This is a genomic window from Neobacillus bataviensis (assembly GCF_019969725.1).
In genome coordinates, this window is the sequence record NZ_JAHXYW010000011.1 from 1 (window position 1) to 25,097 (window position 25,097).

General features: G+C 40.9%; 22 protein-coding genes and 1 riboswitch. Of the genes, 10 read left to right on the plus strand and 12 right to left on the minus strand.

Going from position 1 to position 25,097, the window contains the following annotated elements; genetic code table 11:
• Positions 1 to 471 precede the first annotated feature (471 nt).
• Both LC455_RS22740 and LC455_RS22745 read right to left on the minus strand, forming a co-directional pair.
• Positions 472 to 912 (minus strand): SRPBCC family protein, encoded by a 441-nt coding sequence (locus tag LC455_RS22740; protein WP_223594287.1) that lies wholly within the window; start codon positions 910 to 912, stop codon positions 472 to 474.
• 23 nt (positions 913 to 935) lie between these two features.
• Complete coding sequence (locus tag LC455_RS22745) at positions 936 to 1,733, minus strand: SRPBCC domain-containing protein (protein ID WP_223594289.1); 798 nt, start codon at positions 1,731 to 1,733, stop codon at positions 936 to 938.
• A gap of 241 nt (positions 1,734 to 1,974) precedes the next feature.
• Here LC455_RS22745 and LC455_RS22750 point away from each other — a divergent pair, with 241 nt between their 5' ends.
• Positions 1,975 to 2,169: a hypothetical protein gene (locus LC455_RS22750; RefSeq protein ID WP_223594291.1), complete on the plus strand. Its 195-nt coding sequence runs from the start codon at positions 1,975 to 1,977 to the stop codon at positions 2,167 to 2,169.
• A gap of 363 nt (positions 2,170 to 2,532) precedes the next feature.
• Here the strand turns inward: LC455_RS22750 and LC455_RS22755 are convergent, their stop codons facing one another.
• The 5 genes from LC455_RS22755 to LC455_RS22775 all read right to left on the minus strand — a co-directional run bounded on the left by LC455_RS22755 (position 2,533) and on the right by LC455_RS22775 (position 8,923).
• A complete protein-coding gene (locus tag LC455_RS22755; RefSeq protein ID WP_263297876.1) occupies positions 2,533 to 3,585 on the minus strand; it encodes a flavin-containing monooxygenase in 1,053 nt (350 codons plus the stop codon).
• A 100-nt stretch (positions 3,586 to 3,685) separates the two neighbouring features.
• Positions 3,686 to 4,555, minus strand: coding sequence for a hypothetical protein (locus tag LC455_RS22760; RefSeq protein ID WP_223594293.1), 870 nt, complete (start codon positions 4,553 to 4,555; stop codon positions 3,686 to 3,688).
• A 150-nt stretch (positions 4,556 to 4,705) separates the two neighbouring features.
• Positions 4,706 to 5,215 (minus strand): hypothetical protein, encoded by a 510-nt coding sequence (locus LC455_RS22765; protein WP_223594295.1) that lies wholly within the window; start codon positions 5,213 to 5,215, stop codon positions 4,706 to 4,708.
• Between the two features lie 872 nt (positions 5,216 to 6,087).
• Positions 6,088 to 6,735 carry a response regulator transcription factor gene (locus tag LC455_RS22770; protein WP_223594297.1) on the minus strand — a complete coding sequence of 216 codons (648 nt, stop codon included), beginning with the start codon at positions 6,733 to 6,735 and terminating at the stop codon, positions 6,088 to 6,090.
• Complete coding sequence (locus LC455_RS22775) at positions 6,716 to 8,923, minus strand: sensor histidine kinase (RefSeq protein ID WP_223594299.1); 2,208 nt, start codon at positions 8,921 to 8,923, stop codon at positions 6,716 to 6,718. The genes LC455_RS22770 and LC455_RS22775 overlap by 20 nt, the downstream gene beginning before the upstream one ends.
• 177 nt (positions 8,924 to 9,100) lie before the next feature.
• Here LC455_RS22775 and LC455_RS22780 point away from each other — a divergent pair, with 177 nt between their 5' ends.
• The 4 genes from LC455_RS22780 to LC455_RS22795 all read left to right on the plus strand — a co-directional run bounded on the left by LC455_RS22780 (position 9,101) and on the right by LC455_RS22795 (position 14,101).
• Positions 9,101 to 10,774, plus strand: coding sequence for a ribonuclease J (locus LC455_RS22780; RefSeq protein WP_223594301.1), 1,674 nt, complete (start codon positions 9,101 to 9,103; stop codon positions 10,772 to 10,774).
• A 199-nt stretch (positions 10,775 to 10,973) separates the two neighbouring features.
• Complete coding sequence (locus tag LC455_RS22785; protein ID WP_223594302.1) at positions 10,974 to 12,047, plus strand: BMP family lipoprotein; 1,074 nt, start codon at positions 10,974 to 10,976, stop codon at positions 12,045 to 12,047.
• 45 nt (positions 12,048 to 12,092) lie between these two features.
• A complete protein-coding gene (locus tag LC455_RS22790; RefSeq protein ID WP_223594577.1) occupies positions 12,093 to 13,184 on the plus strand; it encodes a carbohydrate kinase in 1,092 nt (363 codons plus the stop codon).
• Between the two features lie 2 nt (positions 13,185 to 13,186).
• Positions 13,187 to 14,101 carry a pseudouridine-5'-phosphate glycosidase gene (locus LC455_RS22795; RefSeq protein ID WP_223594304.1) on the plus strand — a complete coding sequence of 305 codons (915 nt, stop codon included), beginning with the start codon at positions 13,187 to 13,189 and terminating at the stop codon, positions 14,099 to 14,101.
• 32 nt (positions 14,102 to 14,133) lie between these two features.
• Here the strand turns inward: LC455_RS22795 and add are convergent, their stop codons facing one another.
• Positions 14,134 to 15,126 carry an adenosine deaminase gene (gene add / locus LC455_RS22800; protein ID WP_223594306.1) on the minus strand — a complete coding sequence of 331 codons (993 nt, stop codon included), beginning with the start codon at positions 15,124 to 15,126 and terminating at the stop codon, positions 14,134 to 14,136.
• A gap of 58 nt (positions 15,127 to 15,184) precedes the next feature.
• Positions 15,185 to 15,284: riboswitch (purine riboswitch) on the minus strand.
• Positions 15,285 to 15,401: 117 nt separating this feature from the next.
• Here add and LC455_RS22805 point away from each other — a divergent pair.
• The 3 genes from LC455_RS22805 (at position 15,402) to LC455_RS22815 (ending at position 18,052) form a co-directional block, all read left to right on the plus strand.
• On the plus strand, positions 15,402 to 16,109 hold the full coding sequence (locus tag LC455_RS22805; protein ID WP_223594309.1) for a polysaccharide deacetylase family protein: 708 nt from the start codon (positions 15,402 to 15,404) through the stop codon (positions 16,107 to 16,109).
• Positions 16,110 to 16,127: 18 nt separating this feature from the next.
• A complete protein-coding gene (locus LC455_RS22810) occupies positions 16,128 to 17,093 on the plus strand; it encodes a LacI family DNA-binding transcriptional regulator (RefSeq protein WP_223594311.1) in 966 nt (321 codons plus the stop codon).
• 167 nt (positions 17,094 to 17,260) lie between these two features.
• Positions 17,261 to 18,052: a Cof-type HAD-IIB family hydrolase gene (locus LC455_RS22815; protein WP_223594313.1), complete on the plus strand. Its 792-nt coding sequence runs from the start codon at positions 17,261 to 17,263 to the stop codon at positions 18,050 to 18,052.
• 42 nt (positions 18,053 to 18,094) lie between these two features.
• On the opposite strand, the gene LC455_RS22820 is transcribed toward LC455_RS22815, so the two are convergent.
• The 3 genes from LC455_RS22820 to LC455_RS22830 all read right to left on the minus strand — a co-directional run bounded on the left by LC455_RS22820 (position 18,095) and on the right by LC455_RS22830 (position 21,572).
• Positions 18,095 to 19,168 carry an LLM class flavin-dependent oxidoreductase gene (locus LC455_RS22820; RefSeq protein ID WP_223594579.1) on the minus strand — a complete coding sequence of 358 codons (1,074 nt, stop codon included), beginning with the start codon at positions 19,166 to 19,168 and terminating at the stop codon, positions 18,095 to 18,097.
• 23 nt (positions 19,169 to 19,191) lie between these two features.
• Positions 19,192 to 20,037 carry a VOC family protein gene (locus LC455_RS22825; RefSeq protein WP_223594315.1) on the minus strand — a complete coding sequence of 282 codons (846 nt, stop codon included), beginning with the start codon at positions 20,035 to 20,037 and terminating at the stop codon, positions 19,192 to 19,194.
• Between the two features lie 212 nt (positions 20,038 to 20,249).
• Positions 20,250 to 21,572, minus strand: coding sequence for a S8 family peptidase (locus LC455_RS22830; protein WP_223594317.1), 1,323 nt, complete (start codon positions 21,570 to 21,572; stop codon positions 20,250 to 20,252).
• Positions 21,573 to 21,724: 152 nt separating this feature from the next.
• Between LC455_RS22830 and LC455_RS22835 the strand changes: the two genes are divergently transcribed.
• Positions 21,725 to 21,916, plus strand: a complete 192-nt coding sequence (locus LC455_RS22835; RefSeq protein WP_223594319.1) for a hypothetical protein — start codon at positions 21,725 to 21,727, stop codon at positions 21,914 to 21,916.
• A gap of 39 nt (positions 21,917 to 21,955) precedes the next feature.
• The gene (locus tag LC455_RS22840) at positions 21,956 to 23,191 is read left to right on the plus strand and encodes a M20/M25/M40 family metallo-hydrolase (RefSeq protein WP_369075765.1); all 1,236 of its coding nucleotides are present in this window, start codon (positions 21,956 to 21,958) and stop codon (positions 23,189 to 23,191) included.
• Between the two features lie 104 nt (positions 23,192 to 23,295).
• Here LC455_RS22840 and LC455_RS22845 read toward each other — a convergent pair whose 3' ends face one another.
• Positions 23,296 to 25,017, minus strand: coding sequence for an alkaline phosphatase D family protein (locus LC455_RS22845; RefSeq protein ID WP_223594583.1), 1,722 nt, complete (start codon positions 25,015 to 25,017; stop codon positions 23,296 to 23,298).
• Positions 25,018 to 25,097: the final 80 nt, after the last annotated feature.

Consider the following 25,097-nt stretch of genomic DNA (forward strand, 5'->3'; position numbering starts at 1 on the left):
GTATTAGGCACGCCGCCAGCGTTCGTCCTGAGCCAGGATCAAACTCTCCAAGAAAGTTGATTAGCTCATAAAATAAAACGTTGGCTTCGTTTCAAAAGAAACGAATATTATTGTTTGTTGACGTTTTGTTTGTTTAGTTTTCAAAGAACAATTTTTCGAGACAGGATATTAATATATCATCTCGTCTTCGTTGTGTCAATCTTTTTTTAAAAAACTTTCAAATCAACTCAGCGACAGTTATTAATATTATACTAGAATATTAATCTAGTCAAGAGTTTTTTTGAAACCTGAAATAAGAAACATTTAATGCGGCGTTTCCCTCTCAGGGATTACTATATTACTATCATGCCACGGCAATGTCAACAACAGTTTTAAATTTTTTAAAATAAACTTCTAAGCTACCAATTTGTCCAATAGTCTATCCATAAAAAAACCTGACCACCATTAAGGGGCCAGGCACTACTTTAATAATCAATTTTGATTTTCAAGAATGTCCTTTATTTTCTGGAGATCTTTGTTGTTTGCTCTTTTCATCATGGTGGACATGAAGGGGGCAGCTATTTTTGAAAAGCCGGTCGGATTTCCTTTGTTCCTTAATTTCATTAAAGTACTGTTGTCAGAAAGAGTTTCCCACGTATAGGTGGTCTCCATTGGAAAAGGACCATCCGCTGTTCTCATTACAAGCTTCTTCCCAGGAATATACTCAGTAACTTCATAAACATAAGCTAATTCACGTCCAAGAAATTGAGCTTTAAAGGCAACTTTTGATCCAACTTTCAAGGGCTTAGGAGTTTGCCATTCCGCTGATTGGATATTTACATACCACTCTGGTGCATTGTCCGGATTCGTTGCGTATGCTGATACGTGATCAACTGAGCGCTTAATTTTTATTTCTGTAAAAACATCTACCAAGTATGTTCCCCCCTAAGTTCCTCTTATGATTGTTCACAATATTTTTTAAGCAAAGTTCCAAGCAGGTATTTCCAACCCTCTGCATGGTCTTGTTTCCAGCTATCTCTAAGGACTCCCGATGCAGTATGAGAAAGCTGCAGTAAAGTTGCTCCTTCTTTTTCTAGAAGTCGATAGGTATAGGAACTGTTTACAGCCCCTTGCATTCCTAAGTGGCCATGCAAACGGATTTCTTCCGGGGCGTTCACATAATAAACATTTCCCCAGACAGCCCCCTCATTTTCACGCCATCTCTCGATAAATTGACCGCCAGGGACTGGATCGAATGTAAAATGTGATGGTACTCCTTTGGGAGCGATACGGAATTCCCACCAATCACCCGCATTTTCAGTTAATGCCTTGAAAACTTGTTCACGTGGGGCATTGATAAGCACCTCTTGCTCGATACGAAAAGCTTTGCTTTGTTCTTGATTGGTTATTTCCACGGCTGACTCTCCTTCTATTTTATTAGTTTCAACTACTGTACGCAGATTTAGTAATGAAGTGGCCGTTGTCTGCATATATTTCCCAACCCAGCGGTTATGCACTTCCTGAAGCGGGACCGCGTTAAGAAAATTCCGCCGGTATTTCCCCTCACGCCTGACGATGACCAAATTTCCTTCTTCCAAAATTGATAAATGCTTCATAATCGCAAATCTTGTGACTTCTGGAAAATATTCAATTAGTTCGCCTGTTGTTTTGGCTGATTGTTTAAGGATATCCAATATCTGTCTTCGTATGGGGTGTCCTAAAGCTTTGAATAAAGTTGAAAGTTCGTCACTCATTACAACGATCCTTTCTATACTAACTCCAAATTTATTATATGTGAATAAATGGTCACATATAATATGTGACCAAATAGTAACATGTAAAATATAATGAGTCAAGTTGCAAAACAGATAGCTTTATCATATTTTAATTTACCCATTTATTATTTGAATCACAGTGAAACTTGGATGGCCTGCATAAGTTCGGCTTCCTGAAAATATGATTAAAATAAGAATCTCCAATAAAGGGGTTGTACGAATGAACATTTTTAATAAAATCGCTTTATTTTTCGTTCTTCTATATTCAGTTTTCATTATTATCAATACTTACTTAGGAGAAACCGAACGGATCCAATCCAATGTTGTTTACCTCTTTATGAATGGATTTGCCTATATTGTCTCAGCTTTAGAACTTGAAAAAGAAAAGCAGAAAATTGAAGTGAATTTGCTTTAGTTTCTATTGGAATATCTATAACGAAATGAAAAAACTAATCAAACGTTTGATTAGTTTTTTCAAATTTCGCCATTATGACCCCACCGCCCATTTCAATTCGTCCTTCGAAGTATTTTGTTTCGAATAAAGCTCTTTATAATAACCATTCCGTTTTAACTGACCCAAAAGTGGGGGAAGCACGCGGTTCGGTCACGTAGGCGGTGTCTACGTGACCCAAAAGTGGAGGAAGCTCGCGTTTCAGTCACGTAGGCGATATCTACGTGACCCAAAAGTGGGAGAGGCAAGCATTTCAGTCACGTAGACTCCCCATTAAACAATTTAAATACATAAAGCCCCAAAAAAGATTCTACCGTTTTGATAGAATCACAATTTCTTCATTAATAAGTTTTTCGCAATGTAGGCCGCATCCTCTCCTACTCCCAAAAGAAGAGCAGAGCCCCGGCGATGCTGCCATGGCAACCCAAGGAAGTAGAGTCCATCAATCTCCGTTATACCTCTATGATGCTTAACACCCCCATTAGCAGCCACAAGATTCTTAACATCAATCCATGAATAATCTCGAAGGAAACCAGTAGCCCATATCACATTCTCTACTCTAATGGTTGAAAGATCATCAAATTCAATCTCATTCTCATTTTGTACAATTGATTTTGTTCTGCTCTTTAACTTAACCGTATGATTTTTTATTTTCTCCTTCAGTTCATACCCAAATATCGGATCAGGTTGACTTTGCACCTTTTTTCCGATCCAAGAGTCCCGACCGGCCTGTAAAATCCCCAGTTTATCAAACCACCAAAAGATACTCCTGCCAGCAATGGTTAAAGGAAGAAATCGAATTTTTTGGCCAATAGATAAGTACGTTTCATGATGTTGTGATACTTCTACTGCTATTTGCGCGCCAGAATTCCCGCCCCCGACAACTAAGACGGATCCTTGGTTAAGTTGGGCTGGATTTTTATATTCAGATGAATGAATCTGAACAACGTGATTGGGCAGCTTTTTTGCAAACGGGGGAATATTAGGGGTTTGAAAAGGCCCTGAGGCAACGACCACTTTCTTTGTTCTTATAACAGAGTTACTAGTGAATATAGTAAAGGAATCATTTTCTTTCTGTACTTTTTGAACATGACAGTTCAAATGAATCAGTAAATCAAATGTTTTGGCATATCGCTCCAAGTAATCAGCAATTTCATCTTTAGTTGGAAACCCGGCTGGGTCCCCTTCTAATGCCAAACCTGGCAAAGAACTATAAGCACGTGGTGTGAACAATACAAGGGAGTCATACCTTTTTCGCCACACTTCCCCTATCGCAGCATGGTTTTCGAGAATGATAAAAGATAAAGAGGTTTGCATAAGGTAATACCCCATAGATAATCCCGCTTGGCCGGCACCAATAACCACCACATCATAGATCATAAATATCTCTCCCCTACAAGATTACATAAAAAACTACTGGCAGTTTCCCAGTAGCAGGTGTTAATACTATTCATACATACTAATTTCCATTTTTCCATGCTTATTCTTTTATTTCGATTACAAACGGGAAGGCTCTTACTTTCCCCTTTTGCTTGAATTCTGCCCAAATTTTGTAGATGCCTGGCTTTTCAAACTGTGTTTCAAAAATTGGTTCCTTTTCATTTGATGGATGAACATGGAGAAACTTTTTACCATATTCATCAAGAATTACAACATGCCCCATTGCTCCTAAATATGGTGTCAAATTTGTTTGATCTAAATCAAAGGATAGTGTTACGGGTTCTCCTGCCTTAAAGGAGTTCACACTTAATGTTACCGTTTCATCATCTATCGTTTTGCTAAAATTAGTGTCAAGCACCAGCGCATGACCGTGTACTGAAGCGCTCGGATTGCCCACGATAAATGGAACTGGCTCTACCTCATATGCTAGATTCTTTGGTTTAATATCGATAAAAGCTTTGTAGAATCCTTCAGGGAGATTCTTTTCTATTGTAAATTCGCCTTTTCCTGTTCGTTCTGGGTGTACGTGGTAATACTTCTGCAATTGTTCATCTACGATAATTAGATGCAAAATCTTCTCATGATTTACTTCTAATTCATCAACCGGGCTTCCTGCTTTATCTTTTAAGAAAATCTTGATCTTTCCTTGATTGTTTTGCACAAATGCATTGACTTGGCTGCCTTGCTGGTGTGCATTGCCTTCATGTGCATGGCTGCTTCCAGTTTCATCACCGTTATGTTTTCCATTCTCTTCTTCCTCGGTACCATGCCCTGCTTTTTGAGCCATTGATCCGTGGCTGTCTGCCTCGGCAGCCATTCCTTTATCATCTGCAATCCATTTATCATAAGCACCGAATCCAAGCACGACTAAAGTAACGTAAAGAATTCCTGCAATTGCCCATTTTCTCATCCTTTTCACTCCTAAAGGTTTTCACCTGTATTAGATGATTACATTGTACGTCGTTTTTGTTTCTTTCAAACCGCAGATATTTTGAGTGAAACCGCAGAATTTTGTGGTAGGTGCCGCACTGTGATTATTATTTAGAAACCATGATAAACCTTAACTGGATGTGTTAAGGTCATTAATGATGGTTTTTTTACTTCTTTTTTGAAAGGTAAAAAATACGATTCCCATAGAAATTATTACTGCAATTAGGGTGATTTTCAAAAACAAAGGCAGAATCAGAAATGCTATGGCAAACCATGCAAACAGAAGTGCAATCGGGCTGGTTGACCTGAGTATTGTATATATAACCTTACCCAAACCTGAACGAATGATTGACGTTGCTTCTAATAACAATATCGTCGGATTCATGATCGCCCCAAAGACCAACGGGATAACAACATATAGGGAAAACTCAGTTTTTAAGGCTAGCTCCAAAATATACGCAAAGCCCAATGCAAAAGCTTGCATGAAATAGTCGAGGTGTGCTGATTTAAGTTTCCTTGCATTGGTAAACAGCTTTGTCATTGGAGTATTCCTTTGATAATGGACCGCTGCAACCGGGAGGGATAAAACAATCCCGAGCATAAAAGTGAATAATCCCCACTGTAATAGGTGAACATTCATTTAACTTCATCCTTTCCATCTTTTTTTAATTAGCTTAAAATTAATAAACCTGCTCTTATCAACCGTCACCACACTTTTTCCGGTCTAACGGGCTTTATGAATCGCTCTTATCGACTGCATTACATTTTTTCCGGTCTGCCGGGCTTTATGAACCGTTTTAATCGACCGGCACTACACTATTTCCAGTCTATCGGGCTTTATGAACCGTTTTTATCGACTAGCACTACACTTTTTCCAGTCTGTCGAGCTTTATGAATCGCTCTTATCGACCGGCACCGCACTTGTTCTAATTTGACTGGCACTCTGAACCCCTCAGAGTGACCGGGACTCTTCTTCTTCAACCTTGACGAGCACTCTGAATCTCTCAGAGTGACTGCGGCACTTCTTTTTCAACCTACATGGTCACTCTGGGCCCATCTGAGTGACCACGATTCTTCTTTTTCAACCATGACGGTCACTCTGAACCTCTCAGAGCGACCGCAACTCTTCTTTTTCAACCTTGACGAGCACTCTGAACCCCTCAGAGTGACCACGGCACTTCTTTTTTAATCCTGATGGGCACTGTCCAAAAAAGTACTAGTCTATTTAAAACCGCGTGAATAGCACTACTGAAATAATTGTGGCTGCTAAAAGTCCAACGATCGACCAAATGACAATCTTCTTTTTACCCTTCTTTTTTTGTTTTGTATTCATTTCCTTACCTCCATTAATTGATGTTCATCAGAATAATTTCATTTTATTTCCAATTGATATTTTCAAATCCGCACACTTTTGGAGAACTGCCGCAGATTTTTGCGGTAGCCCCCCCAGCAATTTGCATCTCAAAGGGTTTTTGCTCGAAAAAAAAGACCGGTACATTGTACCGGTCCCGCCTAATATAAATCTTCTGCTGGCAGAATCCCCAGGCTTTTCGCTTTTTTGATGGCTTCCACCCGTGAATTCACATTTAGTTTTTGAAAAAGCTCTGTCAGGCTATATTCCAATGATCGCTGGCTGATCAGCAAGGTCTTGGAAATTTCCTTATTGCTATGTCCCTTCGCCAATTCCCGCAGGAGTTTTTCTTCTTTTTTTCTGATGGTGGTCTTTTCAGTTGTGTTCTCGCCTTGGACCACAATTTCTTGGCGTCTCAACTGTTTCAGCAGCTGCATCGGGATGATAGCCTCTTTCCTAGCTGCACTTCTTATTGCCTGAACCAATTGCTCCCGGGTGGAGGTTTTGGAAATAAAGCCGGAAACACCTGAATCCATGAGCAAATTAAAATGCGGTGCAATATCGAATCCGGAATAAATCAATATGATGGCATCCGGGGCATCGGCAAGCACCTTTCGTGCCAAATCGGCTCCGTTAATATTCGGCATATATAAGTCAAACAGAATCACATCAAAATTCTTCAGACGCACAAGGTCAGAAACCAGATAGACATCTGTCTCAATTGTGACCTTCATATCCGGCTCTGCTTCAATTAACATTTTGGTTCCTTCGACAACCGACCTATGATCATCAACCAATAGTATTTCCATAGTAATCACCTTTTTGCTGCATAGTTGTTGGGATATAGATATTTACATGAAACCCTTTTTGAGGAGCAGAATTAAGTTCCACTTTTCCTTCTAAACTAAGAACTCTGTTTTCAATACCGGCAATCCCCATATGTTTAAATGAACCCCCAAAGCCGGATAAATCCATTCCTATCCCATTATCAGCATAAGAAAAATGAATGATTTCCTCATTGCTGGTCAAATTCACCGTTACTTTCGTCGCCTTTGAATGCTTATTCGCATTATTTAACAGCTCTTGTACAATCCGATACAACCCCAGTATCTGATCTTCCGTCAGCGGATTTTGTAAGTCCGTTACTGAAAAATCAATTTCATAATTGGAAAACATTCGAGCGTATGAAAAAAGACTTTTTAACGATTCGACCAGACCCATTTTCAGGAGAAACGGAGGCCGCAATTCATTACAAGTAATTCTAATTTGGTGAATCGCATCCAGCAGGCCTTCTTCTATTTGCATCAGTTCACCCTGTGTTTCCTCATTAAAATAAGATGAGGAGCGTAATGATTCAAGCTTGCGGTACCAGATGATTAAATCCTGCAAAACAGAATCATGCAAGTCGCTCGAAAGCGATGCCCGTTCCTTTTCCGATAACCTATACAAAAGTTTTAATATCCATTTTGGGGTAGTGCTATAGGTGACCATATCCTCTAGACGTTTCATCAAATCTTCAGTCCGCTGCAAATTATCATAAAGGATGGTGACATAATGAACGGCAGTTTCAAGCCACTCTTCCTCCATTTTTAGCAACGGTTGCTTGATGCCAATCCTTAAATAAATCCATTGCTCTTTTTCAGTAATCTTAACCCATTTTTCATTCTTGCTGCTCGGAACCCCTTCATGGTCTCTCGGTACTTCTTCAATAGATACTTCAGTAACTGGGAGTACCTGCTTTACTTCATCCATTAGCCGATTCTCAAGATCTGTTACTTTCATGACGTTGGCAAGGTCGTTAGAGAAACGGTTGATGCTTTCTGTGAGTGACTTATATCTTTCTTCACTTTGGATTAACTCCTGCTCTTCCTTTTTTCGCTGGGTAATGTCTTTTACGATTCCATGTACACCATTGAGTTGTCCAGAAAGGAAGATAGGAACAAAGGTAATATTAACGATGCGCTGATCAGCATGCCTTGACCGAAGGATCCGACATTCGACATCCTTTGGCTCCCTCTTTTTCATAACCTCTGAAAGAACTTGATAAACATCGATATGGTCCTCATCATAAATCAACCCAAGAAAGCACCGGTCAGTAAGATTAGCAAACTCGATACCTGAAATTTTTTCAAATGACCGATTAGCGTTGACAAAATCCCCATTTAAATCAATGGAAAAAACCCCATCCAAATTATTTTCAAATAAGGACTTATATCGCTGTTCGCTCTCTTCTAATGCCAGCTCAGACCGTTTTTTCTCGGTAATATCCAAGCTTATGCCATCAAGGCGTTCAATCTCGCCCACATTATTCATATAAGGTTGGATGATCATTTGATTCCACCTTGTTTCTCCTTCTACATGGATGAATCGGATTTCGCTATTGACCGCCATACCTTGATCTAGTTTATTCTTCGCTTCTCCCATGAGCATCTCATTATCATCCGGATGGATATGGTCATGCATACGTATCGGACTATTGACAATCTCATGTCTTGGGAGGCCAGCTAATTTTTCCATGCTTCCCGAGCAGAAGGTTAAGCGGGAAAAATCCTTATCCGTTGACCAGACAGCTGCGTTTACACTTTCCAAAATATTTTCGAGTAATTGCTCCGTCTTTTTTCTCTCCGTTATATCTCTCACAACGGCTACAACATATTTTACATTCCCAAAACTATCGAAAACAGGCTTAACCTTTGTTTCAACATAAACGGTTGTACCCTGTGGGTGCAGCAAGCGATATTCCAAATCCATTGGCATTTTAGTTTGAACCACTTGAACGTGTAAGGAGCGGACGCGTTCTCGGTCCTCGGGATGAATAATTTCGAAGGCATCCATACCCACATATTGTTGAACGGTAAAACCTGAAATTTGTTGAATCGATGGTGATACATAACGAACAATTGCCTGATTATCAACAAGAACTATACCGTCAGATGTGTGATCAGCCACAATTTTGTACCTTATTTCTTCATTAAGAAGATCCGATTCACTTTTCATTCTCTCTCCCCTTTGCTCTCCGTCTCTATTCTTTAATAATTATTATAATAGAAGAAAAATATCGAAAACACGCAAAATTATGGGGAAGGAACGCAATTTATTAAAAGAACTTCCTAAATAAAGAAATTCTATAAGGGGATACTAATGTTAATCAATGGGAATTAGGAGGGTATCAACTTGCAAAACAATGAAAACACATTATCCATTTTCGCCTTGGGCGGCATCAATGAAATCGGTAAAAACATGTACGTGGTTCAATATGGTGACGATATTATTGTCGTCGACTGCGGCGGTAAGTTTCCCGATGAAAGCTTGTTAGGTATCGATTTGATCATCCCTGATTTAACCTACTTAGAAGAGAATCAGGAAAAAATAAGAGCCTTAATTGTGACGCATGGACACGAAGACCATATCGGCGGGATCCCTTACTTTTTAAAAAAATTAAATGTACCCATTTATGCGACCCAATTTACTTTAGGGTTAATCGAATTAAAAGTGGATGAGCATCGCCTTAAAGGGGATAGCAAACTGATCCCAATTGACTCGGAGTCCAGGCTTGAGCTGGGGCAGATAGATGTTTCCTTTTTCCGTGTCAGTCACAGTATTCCTGACTGCCTGGGCATTGTTTTTCATACACCTGAAGGAAACGTTGTCCATACCGGGGATTTCAAATTTGATTTAACACCAGCTAATAACCAATTTTCAGATATTCATAAAATGGCCGATATCGGCAGCAAGGGTGTATTAGTTTTAATTTCGGAAAGTACCAATGCCGAACGAACTGGACTATCCCCATCAGAACAAATGGTAGGACACCATATGGAAGAGGCATTTATGGATGCGCCAGGAAAAATAATCGTATCGACCTTTGCATCTAATGTGAATCGAGTTCAGCAAGTCGTCCAGGCAGCTATCAAAACAAACCGGAAGCTGGCACTTTTAGGCCGGAGCATGGTGAATGTGGTTTCCGTCGCCATTGAACGGGGATATCTCGATGTGCCGGAAGGAATGCTGATCGAGGCAATGGAAGTTGATAAACTTGCTCCTGAAAAGGTCGCGATTCTCTGTACCGGAAGTCAGGGGGAACCAATGGCCGCCCTAGCCCGCCTTGCAAGCGGCAACTATCGTGATGTAGCGATTTACCCTGGAGATACGGTTATTTTAGCGGCATCCCCGATACCCGGTAATGAAAAGGATGTTTCAAAGATCATCGACAACTTATTTCAACTGGGGGCAAAAGTGATTTATGGTTCTGGCAGTACCACCGGAATGCATGTTTCCGGACATGGCTATCAGGAGGACTTGAAGCTGATGCTTACCTTTATGAAACCAACCTATTTTATCCCGATCCATGGTGAGTATCGAATGCTGCACCATCACCGACTCCTCGCCGAAGCGATTGGAGTGGAGAAAGGAAATACCTTCATTATTAAAAATGGAGATGTCGTCGATATTGAAAACGGGGTGGCCAGGCAGACTAGGAGAATACCTGCTGGAGATACGTATGTAGACGGAATGGGTGTCGGTGATATTGGAGAAATTGTGCTGCGCGACCGGAGGCAGCTTTCTGAGGACGGAATGCTTGTGATTGTTGTAACCATTAGTAAAGCAGACCGGAAAATTATTTCAGGTCCTGACACCATTACCCGCGGTTTCGTTTATGCGAGAAATTCCGATGAGCTCCTGAAAGAAGTGAATCGTCTTGTAAAGAAAACCGTCACCGACCTGCAGGAAGAAAACAGACATCAATGGAATGTCATGAAACAAAGCATCAAAAAATCTGTCGGACAATATTTATTCACCCAAACAAAACGCAAACCAATGATCCTCCCCATCATTATCGAAATTTGATACGGTACCCCCGTATAGCGGTGTCAGGCACCACCCGTGGACAAATGTCCACGGAGGGTGCCTGACACCTTTTTTAATTCCAAAGTGGTTGACCGAAATAATAATTCGCAGTATAATCTAAACATAAGTTTAATACTTAAACAAAAGTTTAAAACGAATTACCGCATCATAAATCAATCATCCTAAGGGGGAACATAAAGTGAAAAAACGTAAAATTGGAATAGCATTATCACTTGTTCTTGCAGCCGGCACGCTATTAGGTGCTTGCGGTAAAAGTAATGATAGTAAAGGTAACGGAGCAGATAATAAAAAGACTTTCTCTGTAGGTATGGTAACTGACATCGGCGGTGTTGATGACAAATCCTTTAACCAATCTTCTTGGGAAGGTCTCAAAAATTTTGGTAAAGAAAATAGCTTAAAGAAAGGCAAGGGCGGCTATGATTACCTTCAATCCAAATCGGATGCCGATTATACAACAAACTTAAATACACTTGTCCGCCAAGGATTTGATTTAGTTTATGCGATCGGATTCTTAATGCCATCAGCAGTTGAGGAAATTGCTAAACAACAAAAAGATTCTAAATTTGCGATTGTCGATGCCGAAGTAAAACTGCCAAACGTTGCAAGTATTTTATTTAAAGAGCAAGAAGCAGGATTCCTTGCGGGTATAGCAGCCGCTAAAACAACAAAATCCGATCATATCGGTTTTATTGGCGGGATGGAGATTCCTGTTGTCGAGCGCTTCGAAACTGGATTTTTAGCCGGAGTAAAAGCGGCTAAACCAGAGGTAAAAGTTGATGTTCAATATGCAGGAGCATTTGACAAGGCGGAGGTTGGTCAAGCGATCGCTTCTAAAATGTATTCTTCTGGAGCGGACGTAATCTTCCACGCAGCAGGAGCATCCGGTGTCGGTCTATTCAAAGAAGCCAATGACCGCAAGAAAAAAGATCCGAGTAAAGACATTTGGGCCATTGGTGTAGACCGTGACCAAGCAGACATGGGTCAGGATGTTGTCCTTACCTCCGCTTTAAAACGTGTTGACGTAGCCGTTAAAGATCTTGCAACCAAAACAAAAGCTGGCAATTTTCCTGGTGGAGAAGTCGCGTTATACGGTTTAACAGAAGATGGTGTAGGCTTAGCACCAATCAATGCAAAAGCTGCTAACAAAGCTGAAATTGAAGCTGTAGTTAAAGAATGGATTGAAAAGATTAAGTCTGGTGCAGTAAAAGTTCCTGAAACACAGGAAGAATTAAAAGCCTTCAATCCAAAGTAATAGCTTATTTACAAGATAAATGGGGTGATTTCTGTGCCTGAAAGTATGACAGAAAAAGAACAAACGATTTTGGATTTAATACGCAAGAACCCCTATGTTTCACAGCAAGAGCTTGCTCAAATATTAGGATTATCCCGGCCTTCTATTGCCAATATTATTTCTGGTTTAATTAAGAAAGGAAATATTTTAGGCAGAGCTTATATTTTAAATGAATCACAGCACGTAATCTGTATCGGCGGGGCTAATATTGACCGTAAATTCCACGTCAAGGAAAAAGCCCAGTTAGGTACCTCGAATCCGATTTATGCTACACAAAATGCAGGCGGGGTTGCTCGGAATATCGCCGAAAACCTTGGACGGCTTGGGTTAGAAGTGTCACTTATCTCTACAAGCGGCGCCGATAAGGACTGGTCAATTATTGAGGAAGCATCCTCTCTTTACATGAACTTAGAAACGGTGACCCAATTCCCTGAAAAATCAACTGGCTCCTACACGGCTGTATTGGACTCGACCGGAGAATTAATTATTGCGTTAGCGGATATGGAAGTATATGAGGCGATTACACCGGATCTGCTGCTTAAGCATGATGTCATCCTGAGTAGATCGAAATGTATTATGGTCGATTTAAATTGTCCGAAAGAAACGGTCCAATTCTTGTGTCATTTCGCCAAAAGCCATGACATTCCGATCGTTTTAATTCCCGTTTCTTCTCCAAAGATGAATCGGTTACCTGATGATTTAGACGGTGTTACATGGCTTATTACGAACCGGGATGAATCAGAATCCTACTTCCATATGGAAATTAATAATGAAGAAGATTGGAAAAATGCTGTAGGAAAGTGGTTATCACTTGGGATAGCCAACGTGGTCATAACCAATGGAAAAAAAGGATCAATGATTGGGAATAAAACTGAGGGGATTTTTCAGGTACCTTCTATTGAAACGAAGGAAATTGTCGACGTAACAGGGGCAGGGGATGCTTTTTCCTCCGCAGTTATTTACTCCTGGTTAGAAGGTAAATCTCTAATTGAAATTGCTAAAGCCGGAAGCATTAATGCATCGAAAACACTGCAATCATCTTATACCGTAAGACAGGATTTATCCGCAGAAAAATTACAAAAAGACATGGAGGAATAATCATGAAACAATATATTACATTATCAGAAGAAGTACGTGCTGCTAAGGAACAAGGAAAACCAATCGTTGCCCTGGAGTCTACGATTATCTCTCACGGTATGCCTTATCCACAGAATGTGCAAACTGCCCGCGAAGTGGAACAAATTGTCCGTGATCATGGAGCCGTACCAGCTACTATTGCGATTATTGATGGGAAAATTAAAATCGGTCTATCCGATGAAGAGCTTGAAATGTTCGGTAAAAGTTCAGATGTTGCCAAAGCATCACGACGCGATTTAGCCTATTTAATCGCGACTAAAAAACTTGGGGCTACAACGGTTGCCGCAACCATGATTTGCGCAGAAGCAGCAGGAATTAACATCTTCGTAACGGGTGGTATTGGCGGTGCGCACCGCGGTGCTGAGACTACGATGGATATCTCTGCAGACCTTGAAGAGCTTGGTCAAACAAACGTCGCGGTTATTTGTGCGGGTGCCAAATCAATTTTAGATTTAGGTTTAACCATGGAATATCTTGAAACAAAAGGTGTGCCTGTTATTGGCTATCAAACTGATGTGCTCCCTGCTTTCTATACACGCAGTAGTGAATTCGCGCTAAACTTACGTGCTGATGATGTCGACACAATCGCCTCTACGTTAAAAGTAAAATGGGATTTAAACCTTAAAGGCGGAGCCGTTATCGCCAACCCAATTCCTGAAGAATTTGCTATGGATGAAAAAGTCATTAATGGTGTCATTGAAGCAGCCTTAAAAGAGGCTGAAGAAAAGCATATTTCTGGTAAAGATGTAACACCATTCTTACTAGGCAAAGTCAAAGACTTAACAGAAGGCAAAAGCTTGGATGCCAACATTGCTTTAGTGAAAAACAATGCCGTTGTCGGAGCTAAAATAGCAGTTAGTTTCAATGCAATGAAATAATTTATTTTGGGGAGCGGATCGCTCCCCATTTTTTATAGATACTTTCTGAGCTTTTCCTTAGTTTCTTGGTCAGCAAAGGATGCTTCAACACTGTTGATGTAGATTTGTCTATATTCCTCGTAATTAGCCTTAAATTCTTCAAAAACGATATTGCATTCATTCGTCATCGTTGTATTGGAAACGGTTCTGTTGTCTGTATTTACGGTGACTTTGATGCCATCCTTGTGGAAATCATAGATGGGATGATCGCTATATTGATTCACTGCTTTTGTTTGGACATTGCTTGTCGGGCACATTTCCAGCACGACTTGTTTTTCCTTAACGATGTTATAGGCCGCCTCGCAGTCTCTGATAAAAACCCCATGGCCGATTCTTTCAGCACCTAAAAGCTCAACGGCTTCCAGCACATTTTCGCCGATTCCCGTTTCACCTGCATGAATGGTGACTCTGTAGCCATATTCTCTGGCAAGAGCGATTGGTTCTACGAATTTTCTAGAGAATCCAGCCTCTTCAGAAGCACATAAGTCGATCGCCACTACCCCTTTACCTAGGAATCTCTTTCCTTTTTCAACAACCTCAAAAGCACTTACTGGAGACATCGTTCTCATGCATGACAGGATTAGGTTTCCCTTAATATCGAATTGGGCTTCTGCATCCTTCATTCCCTCTATCACACTTTGGATGATTTCTTCAACGTCTAATCCTTTTTTCGTATGAAGTAAAGGTGCATACCGAACCTCCATATATTTCACATTTTCCTTTGCCGCATCTTCAAACAGCTCAAACGTAATTCTTTTTAGATTTTCCTTTGACTGCATGACCAAATTGGGGATTGCAAATTTCTCCAAATATTCATCGAGTGATTCGCATTCCAATGGTGCAATGAGATCCCTTTGGAGTTTTTCCGCTTCAAAAGACGGAAGTTGTATGCCCTCTTTCTTTGCAATATCAATAATCGTTTCCGGTCTAAGACTGCCATCTAAATGGCAATGTAGTTCTATTTTAGGTAAAGTTTCGAAGTTCATTGTGGACCTCCTTAAATTTTTTTAAAATAAAAAAAATTCCTGATTACGAAGAAAATACAGTTACGTGTACCTTCTTCGTAATCAGGAATTATTGGTTCCTGGTAGAAACCTCCAAACCATATTATTGGAGTTATACGAAATTTTTTTCATCAATTTTTATAAAGGATAATAGAATTTATTTTTATTGTCAAGCAGCTCACTCAAACAAGTAATGTTTACTAGAGCATTCTGCTATAATTTTTATAACAATATTAAGAATAAGAAAGGCTGACTTTATGAAAAAAATAATACTCTCTTTCGGAGTAGCAATTTTTATTATTTTCCTATTATTATTTGGTACCTATAAATTAATGAATGCTAGAACATTCCAGCTATTCGGCGGCTTAACCAATCAAGTGGTGACCAATCAAAAAGTGGTTGCCCTAACGTTTGATGATGGTCCTACCAAAAATGTTGAGCAAATCCTTCCTTTATTAAAAAAATACAATGCGAAGGCTACCTTTTTTCTAATTGGTAACGAGATCGAGAAATCTCCTGAAGAGGCAGCAATGATTGTGAAAGCTGGCCACCAGGTTGGCAATCATACTTATTCCCATAATCGAATGGTCTTTAAGTCTCCTTCTTATATCAAAGAAGAAATTGAAAAAACCGATCGATTATTACGGAAGGCTGGGTATAAGGGAGAAATCGATTTTCGACCGCCAAACGGAAAAAAATTATTCGGGCTTCCCTTTTACTTAAGCAAACATGATCGAGATACGATTACTTGGAATCTGGAGCCAGATACCTACTACACCACTGCCTCTGATAAAGTAAAGTATGTAGCGGATCGTATCAAACCAGGTTCGATTATCCTCATGCATCCGATGTATGATAACACTGGCAGCGAGCTGGAGGCTATCGAAGGGATAATTAAGTCCCTGACGGAAAAAGGATATACGTTTGTAACTGTTAATGAACTTCAGAATATGGGAAGCAAATGATTTTAAAAAGGTGATACCATGACAAATATTAGAGATTTAGCAAAAATGGCCGGCGTATCTGTAACGACTGTATCCCGTGTGCTAAATAATCATCCATATGTGAGCGAGGAAAAACGGAATGCTGTTTTTGATGCCATCAAGCAAAGTAACTACCAGCAAAATATTAATGCCGTCCATTTAAGTATGGGTAAGACTTTCCTAATTGGCGTGGTAGTTCCTTTTATTGAGCATCCTTATTTTTACTTGCTTATAAAAGGAATGTCAGTTGAAGCCTTAGAAAACAATTATAAACTGGTTTTAATTCAGACGAACTACATGGAATCCAGAGAACTGGAAGCCATGCAAATGTTAAAACAAAAGCAAATTGATGCGTTAATTATTTGTTCAAGAAAATGCGATTGGCAAACTGTCGAAGAATACCTGCCATATGGACCCATTATTTTATGTGAAGATACACGAGGGAAAAACGTCCCTTCCACCTTTGTGGATCATTACAAAACCTTCCTGTTTGCTTTCGACTATTTATTTCAAAAAGGGCATAGAAAAATTGGCTACTGTATTGGCCGGCGATCTGGTACAAATAGCAAACATAGAGAAATGGCGTTTAAGGAATTTACAGCGAACCATCATTTTCCTTATGAACCTGATTATATTTTTAATCATTGCCTTCATTTTGAAGATGGGGAACAAGTCATTCATCGAATAACACAAATGATTGATCCTCCTACTGCCTTATTGGTGACCAATGATGATGTCGCTGCCGGCATTGTCATGTGCGCCCAAAACCGAAACATTTCTATTCCTGGTGACCTTGCCATCATTGGCTTCAATAACCAGCCTATCGCGAAAATGATGAATATCACGACAATCGAGATCCCACTAGTGGATATTGGGAGAAAACTGTTTCAACAAGCGATAAGACAAAACAGCAAGCTTGTCTATGATGAAATACCCGTGAAACTAATTGAGCGTAAAACTGTTTAGACTTGCAGCCATAAGTGGCTGCAAGTCTTTTTTTCCTCAAAAACGCTTGACCTGAAACGCGTTTCATAAATTATTCTCTAAATTGTAAGACATGCAACACCAAGCCGGCGTGATCAGGAATCCCTGAGCGTAACGGCGGTGTTGTATTTTTCCCGGAGGTGTATGAAATGCAAAAACCAATTGTGTTTTTTGATATTGATGGAACATTATTAACCGAAGAAAAAACCATTCCCGATACCACAAAAAAAGCCGTTCGCTTGCTTCAGGAAAAAGGAATTCACACCGTTATTGCCACTGGGCGTGTGCCAAAGATGTTTTATTGGATTCAAAAGGAATTAAATATTGATTCCTATGTATCTATGAATGGACAATATGTTGTCTTTGAAGGGAAAGAAATTTACGCAAACCCAATTGATCCGGAAAGACTGCAATCACTATCGGAAATGACTGAAAGCAACGGTCATGCATTGGCTTACTGCAGCCATAACGATTTTAAAGCAAGCGTTAAAAATCATCCGTTTATCGAATCTGGTTTTGATGCCTTAATGATGTCCTATCCTGAGGTAAACTCCGAGTTCTATAAGAATACTTCCATTTATCAAGGACATCTATACTGCGAAGGTCATGATGAGAAAATGTATGCCGACAACTTCCCTGATTTTAATTTCGTAAAATGGCATGATTGTGCTTACGATATTCTCCCTAAAGGTGCATCAAAAGCAGTTGGCATCCGAAAAATGCTTGAAGTATTGGATATGAAGATTGAAGACAGTTTTGCCTTTGGGGATGGGTTGAACGATTTGGAGATGCTGACAGAGATCGGGACGGGAATCGCGATGGGAAACGCTGTACCTGAAGCTAAGGCTGTCGCCGATATCATCACCACTTCCTCCTCCAATAACGGCATTCTCAATGGTCTTATTCATGTTGGATTATTAGAGAGAAATCTTGTTTTATAAATAAGTAAAGGGTACCCACGGATCAAGCAGGTACCCTTTTCATTATTTTGCTCCAATTTCCCGGCGGACGACTGGCACTACTTTTGTGGCCAAAAGCTCGATGCTCTTCGCCACTTTTTCAAAAGGAAGACCTCCTATATCCATTTGGGCGATAAACCGTTTATGTCCAAATAACTCATATTGTCTGAGGACCTTTTCTATAATCTGCTGCGGACTTCCTACAAACAGCGCGGTTTCTGGACTCGCCAACTGTTCAAAATCAGCTCTCGACATGCTGGCGTCCCTGCCTAGTTGAAAATTGAAGTATTCCCAGTAGTTAGCGTAATAAGGAAAAAATTCTTCTTTCGCCTTTTGAGTTGTTTCCGCTATATAGGTATGACCTGTCACACCCACCTTTAACACCTCAGGAGCATGACCTGCTTCACTTGCGGCCTGTCGGTATGCATCGACTAAAGGCTTAAACCGAATTGGATCACCGCCGAGGATTGCTAATGCTAAGCCCGTTCCTAATCTGCCAGCTCTTGCAGCACTTTCAGGGGTCCCGCCAACTCCAACCCATAATGGGATATTCTTTTGAGCTGGCCGGGGGGCAATTTCGGCATTGTACAATGGTGACCGAAAACGTCCTTTCCATGTAACCCTTTCGTTTGCGCTCAACTCTTGAAACAACTTAATGTTTTCTTCAAACAAATCATCATAATTTTCAAGGTCATATCCAAAAAGTGGGAAGGACTCAATAAAAGCCCCACGCCCGGCCATAATTTCTGCCCGCCCATTGGACAAGAGATCGAGTGTTGCAAAATCTTCGAATAAACGAACGGGATCTACGGTACTTAATACTGTTGTCGTACTTATCAATCTAATTCTTTTTGTAACTTGAGAAATAGCAGACAAGACCACCGGCGGTGCTGATACTGCATAGTCTAGCCGGTGATGTTCACCAACACCGAATAAGTCGAGACCTGCCTGATCAGCGATTTTTGCTGCTTCGATGATTTCTTCGAGACGCTTTTGGGCACTTATTGTTTTACCTGTATGTGGGTCAGGACCTAAATCAGCTAATGTATAAATGCCAAATTCTATTCCAGAATGTTCGTCCTGTTGCTTAACGTCCATCATTTGTTATCCCCCAAAATATGTTAAATCACTAATCGAATTTGGTTTCCGGATGGATCACTTGTTACATAATAGTCGGCTTCTTTGGTAATTGGGACACCTATATGCATCAATTGGTTTATGATTCCCTCCCTAGTATATTCGTTCGGAAAAACAAGTGTGTACCAATTTAAACCGACACTGTTTTGCGGCGGAGCCTCTACACCCACCCCCTGCCACGTATTGATGGCTATATGGTGATGGTAGCCGCCAGTAGAAAGGAACGCAGCCTGTGGATAGTAGCTAACAACCTTAAATCCAAGGCCTTTTGTATAGAACTCTTCTGCCTTTTGCAAATCACCTACGTGCAGGTGAATATGCCCCATAAGCGTCCCAGCCGGAAGGCCCTTCCATTCTGCATCGCTTTCGGCAAGGATTCCTTGCCCGTCAAGTTCTTCAGTAGCCATTGAGACGAATCCGTTGTTCCAGGTCCACACTGATGAAGGGCGGTCGCGGTAAACCTCAATCCCATTTCCGTCTGGATCGTTCAGGTACAACGCTTCACTAACATAATGGTCTGCAGCTCCTAATGGGTAGCCTGTTTGGAGCAAGTGCCGTAAGAAAACGGATAAATCCACACGGGATGGCAGCAAAATCGCAAAATGATAAAGCCCGGATGTGCGTCCTGCTTTTGGAATGACATCTGCGGGCTGTTCCAGCGTCAATAACGGTGTTTTCCCGTCGGTCGTTAGGACTGCTTTCCGCTCCGTTTTCTCCAAGACTTGAAAACCGATAATATTTTGATAAAAATTTAGCGAGTAATCTAAGTTTTTCACCTTAATATTGACCTCGCCAACATATATATTTGGTGATTGATGAAATTTCTCCATAATCGTCACACCTCTTCCTATATTTTCATCCATATGGATATTTTTCTTTTTCCACATTATTCATATTCATTATACCTTGTATTTATCTCGAATTCAATTATTTAAAATTCAAGATAAACTACGAACTACTGATAGAAAATCGAAAAGACCTGAAGGCCGTAATGAGTAGAGCGGCCTCCAAGTCCTTGTTTATTTATATTCGCTCAATCCACCTATGAAGGAATTGAGTTATCTGCGTCGATATAACCTGCACCAAATGTATTGTAAGGATAGACTTTCTTGTCTTTCCATAAAACCGTTCCACCTGTTAATAATGTTTTTATATCCTTTGGTTTTAATTCGGGATTGTGCTGTTTCATTAATGCGATGATTCCGGCACAAATTGGTGTTGCCATCGAGGTACCGGATAGAACAAAGTAATCATTCTCCACACGGCTTGATTTTTGCAGCTTGTCTAAATAGGAATTAGGCGACCGTAAAGAGACAATATTTACCCCCGGTGCTAAAATATCTGGTTTTTCCAGTCCATAAATCGTTGGTCCCCGACTTGAAAAATCAGGTACAACATCATTACCTCTATCCAAAGTATTCCCGTCGTCTAGAGCCCCTACTGTTATGACTTCACTGCTGACACCGGGACTTGCAATCGTTCTGCTATTTGGGCCTTCATTTCCAGCTGCCACACAGACAACAATTCCCGCTGTCCATGCTGCTTCTACTATTTTCACCATAGGATCAGCATCATCACTGCCAAAGTTCTCTGCCTTACTGCCCAATGACATACTTATGATGTCTATTTTTTGAGGTGGATTAGCTTCATTGTATTGAATACACCACTCTACCCCGTCCATGACTGTCTCTAAAGAACCTGAGCCCATTTTATCCAGGACCTTTACACCAATTAGAAAAGCATCCGGTGCTGGACCCTTGTATCTTGCTCCCGATGCCGCTGCATCTCCAGCGCAGTGCGTCCCATGGCCATTATCATCATAAGGAACCTCTCGATTATTGATAAAATCCTTAAAATCAATAATTCTATCACCCAAATCCTTGTGTGGATATATACCTGTATCTACAATTGCAATGGTAATTCCTTGTCCTGTTAATTTAGTATTATTTCTTATCACATTATGGGCATTCGCGGAAGGTACGGCCACATCAAGCAGTGCATTAACTTCTTTGTTTAAGTATATTTTTTTAATATGATTACAGCTTGAGAGCATTTCTTCTAACCCTTTTGGAGTGACGTGAGCACTTGCACAGGAAACTCTAGAGTATTCCCGTCTAAAACTATTTCGGAAGTGTTTTCCCAAAATATTTTTTACTTCATCACATCCAGCCACATGGCACTCCTGTTCAAATTCGATAATAACTGAGAGTTTTTTTCCATGTTTAAGGGTTCCTTCAAACATGTTATGCAAAAAACACGGTGTCCATTTAAAAGGGCGATAAAGATTCAAAAGCTTTTCACGTAAAGGCTTTTCCAACTTACCAGCATGGGCCCGGACCATTTGAACCATAGAAAAACCAAACAACCAAACATCTCTTCCTTTCATTTTTTTAATAGACTATGAAAGATTGAAAAAATAGTAAGGGTGCTTGTCCTCTTTTTCAAAAAAAGAGGCTTCTGCCTCTATTGAAACAAGGTTACTATTAAAGTAATGTTGTCCTAAAAGGGGGCTTTATAGTGAAAAAAAGAAATCTAGCATTGCTTGTATTTGGCGGCATAGTTTTGTTATTCATAATTGTAACCGGTTACAAAACATTGGCCATTAAATCGAAACAACCTTTGCCACATTCTTCGAATGCGACAATAAACCAAGATGAAGCGGTTCAACATTTATCCAAAGCGATCACATTTAAAACCGTTTCTTATTAAGACCGCAGTAAATTTGATTTTAAGGAGTTTAATAGGTTTATTACTTTTTTACAAGAAAGTTTTCCAGAGGTTCATCAGAAGCTTTCGTTTGAAAAAGTAAATGGCTATGCCCTAGTCTATAAATGGAAAGGTTCCGATGCTAGTAAAAACCCTATCGGCCTGACGAGCCATTATGATGTTGTCCCTGTATTAAAAGGAACGGAAGCCAATTGGGAGCAGGATCCCTTCAGCGGTGCAGTTGTTGACGGCCGAATTTGGGGACGGGGAACCTTAGATGACAAAATTGGCGTTATTGGCATTCTGCAAGCTGTTGATTATCTATTAAAAGAAGGTTATGAGCCCGACCGGGATATGTATTTAATGTTTGGCTTCGACGAAGAAATCGGCGGTGACGAAGGGGCAAGCAAAATCGTCGATACTCTTAAGGCTAGAGGAATTACGTTTGAATATGTTTTAGACGAAGGCGGAGCAATTGTTGAAAATATGGTACCAGGTGTGACTCAGCCAGTTGGTGTGGTCGGTATTTCTGAGAAGGGATCTGCAACGGCCGAATTATCGATTGAAAGCAGCGGCGGTCACTCCTCCCAGCCAAAGGATCACACTAATATTGGAAGAATAGCCAGTGCGATTGCTAAATTAGAGGATACCCAGTTTAAAGGCGACCTTAGAGGTCCTGGGGAAGACATGTTTGAATTCGTTGCTCCTGAAATGAGCTTCGGAATGAAATATGTATTTGCCAACAAAGCGATTTTTGAGCCGGTTATTGAAAAAATTTTACTTGGTCAGCCTGCATCTGCCGCTTTAATTCGGACTACAATTGCTCCAACGATTTTTCAAGCTGGAGAGCAATACAATGCCTTGCCTGAAAAGGCCACTGCCATTATCAACCTTCGGCTTATGCCTGGGGATTCTTTGAATGAAGTAAAACGATTCATTGAAGATACGATTGAAGATGATGATATAAAGGTAACAGTGACTGGGAGCGAAGCCTCAAAGGTATCCTCTGTTAACAGCTGGCAATTCAAGTCGATTCAGCAGGCGGCTAGAAATGTTTACAGTGATGCTGTTATTGCACCCTATTTAATGTTTGCTGGCTCTGATGCGCGCCAATATGATCCTGTCTCCAAAAATACCTACCGGTTTCTCCCTGTGCAAATTACCTCCGAGGACCTGAACCGGATGCATGGTACGAACGAACATGTTTCTATTGAAAATTACATCAACGCGATTAAGTTTTATGTGGAAGTGATTAGGGAAAGTAATAAAGGACTGTAAAGAAATTTTTGTTATTGAGGACACGAGGCTTTTGTTTTTAGCTGGCCGTGTCCTCTATCGCTTTTATTACAGACTCGGCTCTCCCTTTTTGGGATCCAGTGTCCTTAATGATTCGGAACTTTAGCTCCTTTTTTCTCTAACTGCTTTTGATGGGCACGGCTATGCGCTTTACTTCGATCCTCCTCCACTTCCGTTGAAAGCTGAATGCCCAAAGGAACTTTTGTTGTAGATACCTGCTTGAGTCCCTGCTCATCTTTTTCAAAAATAAACGAGGCTCTTGTTGAAACATCTGCTCCTGTTGAGGATACATACGGAACCACGCGGTAGTCTGCCTGCCAGCGCTTAGGTGTCACCCGGCAGCGAACGTAGCCGCGATAATCGTTAAAGAATTTAATATGCGGGTTAAGGCCTAAAATTTTGTCGGTATCTGCCCGCTTATCGGCACCGTTCCCACCTGAAGTGATGGAGCTACCTACGAATTCAGCACCAAAGATTCTTGAGTTTAAATCATTAAAATCTTCTATTAAGTTAGATGCCCAATTTGCATGAACATCCCCCGTTAACACAATCATGTTATTTAACCGGTTGGCTTTGGCATAATCGAGCACATGCTGGCGTGCCGCCGGATAACCATCCCATGAATCCATGCTGTATTTTGGTGAAGTGGCTGTTCCGTAATTGCGCTGGGCAAAGAAGATTTGCTGTGCCAATACATTCCAGTCTGTGTTGGAGCTATCGAGTTTGTTAAACAGCCACTCTTCTTGTTCCGCTCCCATTAATGTCCGTTTCGGATCTAGAGATTCCGCAGTCTGCGGCGAGCTCGTATCTCCGTTTGCCTGGTCATCACGGTATTGGCGTGTATCCAGTACGAAGAAGGAAGCGAGATCGCCGTATTCAAAATTGCGATAGATTTTCATATCTGCCCCATGTGGAAGTGACGACCTGCGAAGCGGCATATGTTCATAATAGGCTTGGTACGCAGCAGCTCTGCGGATAATGAATTCCTCAACCGACTGCCCCTTTTCAGGAATGACATTCGCATAATTGTTTTCCACCTCATGGTCATCCCAAGTAACAACCCATGGGAATGCCGCATGTGCCGCCTTTAAATGTTCATCAGAACGGTACTGGGCATATCGGTTTCGGTAATCCTCAATGGTCTTAATTTCAGGTCCGCTGTGGGTACGGACATTTCCTGTTGATGCAACATATTCATTTGGTCCGTATTCATATATGTAATCGCCAAGGTGAAAGACAAGGTCAAGTTCCTCTTTCGCAAGATGCTGGTAAGCAGTATAGTACCCATGCTCAAATTGCTGGCAGGAAACAAAGGCAAAGTTGAGATGCGAAACGCTTGTCCCCGCTTTTGGAAGTGTTTTTGTTCTTCCAACTGGACTTAGTTCATTGCCACTTTTAAAACGGTAAAAGTACACTTGGTTTGCCTTCAGTCCACTCACTTCGACATGGATGGAGTGGCCGAGCTCAGGCCGCGCAAGTTCTGTTCCCCTTTGAACGATATTACGAAAATACTGATCTGTAGCGATTTCCCATTTTACTGGAACACTATGCGGCGGCATCCCCCCACCATTTAATGGATCCGGAGCGAGCCTTGTCCAAAGCACTACGCCATCAGGAAGCGGGTCGCCGGAAGCAACGCCAAGTGTAAAGGGATAGCCACTAAAGCTTGGGGCCGCATTAACCTCAAATCCTCCCATTGATTGAGCTATGGCTAATCCTAGTGAAATGCCGGCGATTTTGCTTGCTCCCTGTAAAAAACTGCGGCGGTCAATATTCTTTTGCAGACCTTCCGTATTAAAGTTCTTCATCCATTCGTTCAAAGGTATCTCACGCAACATGTTTTATCCCCTCTCAGAATCAATTATTACTACGGTTTTCATTATAGAGG